Below are 2,546 nucleotides of genomic sequence, written 5' to 3' on the forward strand. Positions count from 1 at the left end.
AAAATAAGTTTCAGTTTGGACAGCCTGAACATTTCCTGGATGGTTATTCATTGAATTTCCAATATCAAGATGGTACTGCCTTACACATGGAGTTCTACAATGGCAAAGCCAAATATGAATGGGTTGCTGGGCCTGCAACAGTAAACGGAAACACGGATATTCCTTACCGTTCCCGTAAAATTGGTAACGAACTTTATTTAATCAATTGGCACGAAACAGAGAAAAAGGACTATTTAACCCTTGTTTTTGATTTCGAAAAAATGCTAATGCACAGTTCGATTATAGTTGGATATGAAAACAAACCTGAAAGACCGTTAAAAACAGTTTTTAAAAGTGGAATTATCGATCATTTGAAAATGGCTGAATAATTTTCAAATTATTTGAGACTCTTAGCGAATCTTATGATTACGATACCACACAATTGATTTTGATGCGGACCTATATACAATAACTATTGTTGAGACAGAAGATAATATCGTACTTGGAGATATAGTACCTGCACCTGTTTTGGCAGACAAATTGGAAAATTATGTCGATGCTTCTTCCCGGGTGACCCAGGGGCAGATTCGCTTTAGAATGCTTAAGCATCTATGACATTAATCCAATAAAACGAAAAATGTGATGAATACCATACAACAACAAATAAGAACAACTCTAACCGAGCTCTATAACGATTCGAAAAACGACCGATATAATATGGTAAAGGGTTTGGCTAAAAGCGTATTTAGACCCATGCAACCGATGGATTTTAAAGATGCATATCTTTCGGTTTCGAAAGAACAGGGAGAAGGTTTGAAGCGGCTTATCAAGGAAAACAACATTAAGAACATTGTTGAGTTTGGAACTTCATTTGGAATATCAACCCTATTTTTGGCTCAAGGGGCTATGGAAACAGGAGGTAGCATTATCACCACGGAATTGATTGCATCCAAAGCCATAAAAGCCATTGAAAATTTTAAAAAGGCTGGTGCGAGCGAACTTATTGAAGTTAGAACTGGCAATGCAATGCACACGCTGAAAAATCATAACAGACCCATAGATTTATTGCTGTTGGATGGTTGGAAAGATTTGTATTTGTCCCTATTCCAAATGCTTGAACCTAATTTTCATTCCGATACGATTATTTATGTTGATAATGCGGATATGGCAGATACCCGGAAATTTTTAAAAACGATTGGTGAAAATAAGAAGTATCAACTGAAATCCAAGTTTGGTGGCAAAGTCGTATTAATTACCACCCTTAAATAACTGTCTATAATCTAGGCACTTTATATCTAGACAGATTCGTGGAGATTTAAAATCGAGAGAACATTAATACGATGAAACTTAAAACAAATAAAATGAAAACACAATTTTACACGCTACTACTGGCATTGCTTGTATTTACTTTCCCGGCCAATGCCCAGGAAACGGAAGCCACGCGTATTTTAAAGGCACGCAATAGTGAGTTTATAAAGGAGATCATCCAAGTGAACGAGCATGTTTACGTGGCGGTGGGATACGACGGTTCGAACACCTCAATGGTCATAGGTGAAAACGGAGTAATAATTATAGATGCGCTCAGGGCTCTGGGTGCGGCCGAAACGGTAGCGGAAGAGTTTCGAAAAATTACCGATAAACCTGTAAAGGCAGTCATTTATACCCATGGCCACCTGGATCACACGGGAGGTACCTCCGCCTTTGTTGGGAACAACAAAGATGTTAAGATAATCGCCCGGGCGGGATTTAAGGACGAGCTACAGGAAAATTCACCCGTAGAACCTATTTTAAAGCAGCGAAACGCCAGGCAATTCGGACGCGATCTACCAGCCGAGGATGTCATTAACAGGGGTGTCGCCCCGGGAAACACCTCGACCGACAGAGCCGGCAAAGGATACATCAAGCCAAATACGATATTCCAGGACTCCCTTCACACATCCCTCGCCGGTGTCGATTTCGAACTGTATGCCGCCGATGGGGAAACCAACGACCAGCTCTTCGTATGGATACCCAGTCTGGGATCATTGTGGACCGGGGATAATTACTACAAATCGTTTCCCAACCTTTATGCGATTCGGGGCTCGCAATACAGGGATGTCAAATCATGGGGCGAATCGATACAAAAAATGGGGACATTCCCTGCCAGGCACCTCGTTCCTGGCCATACCAGGCCGGTCTCCGGACAATCGCTTGTACATCAAAGCCTAAACAACTACGCGACCGCGATTTTAAGCGTTTACGAACAAACAATAGACGCCATGAACAAGGGGTATACGCTCCAACAAACCGTTGACAGTGTGAAGTTGGCAGATTCATTAAAAGACCAATCGAACTTGCGGGAGTTTTATGGCTCAGTTCCGTGGGGGGTGCGTTCGATATTTTTGCACTATGTGGGCTGGTTCGATGGAAACCCTACCAATCTTTACCCCCTCGCGGCATTGCAAGAGGCAAAATATATTATTGAACTGGCCGGGGGCGAGAAGAAGATGTTTGACGAGGTGAACAAGGCATTGGAGGAAGGCAAGTATCAATGGGGACTGCAATTGGCCGACTACCTACTTCAAACG

General features: G+C 42.1%; 3 protein-coding genes. All 3 read left to right on the forward strand.

All coding sequences use genetic code 11. The annotated features are described in order from the left end of the window. On the forward strand, nucleotides 1-368 hold a 368-nt coding region (locus tag DHD80_RS19735), incomplete at its 5' end, for a hypothetical protein (protein ID WP_251743190.1). A gap of 253 nt (nucleotides 369-621) precedes the next feature. After that, a complete protein-coding gene (locus tag DHD80_RS19740) occupies nucleotides 622-1,248 on the forward strand; it encodes a class I SAM-dependent methyltransferase (protein ID WP_251743192.1) in 627 nt (208 codons plus the stop codon). A 92-nt stretch (nucleotides 1,249-1,340) separates the two neighbouring features. Continuing rightward, on the forward strand, nucleotides 1,341-2,546 hold a 1,206-nt coding region (locus tag DHD80_RS19745; RefSeq protein WP_251743191.1), incomplete at its 3' end, for an alkyl sulfatase dimerization domain-containing protein.

It is taken from the genome of Gramella sp. AN32, from assembly GCF_023718305.1.
In the GTDB taxonomy this organism is placed as follows: domain Bacteria; phylum Bacteroidota; class Bacteroidia; order Flavobacteriales; family Flavobacteriaceae; genus Christiangramia; species Christiangramia antarctica.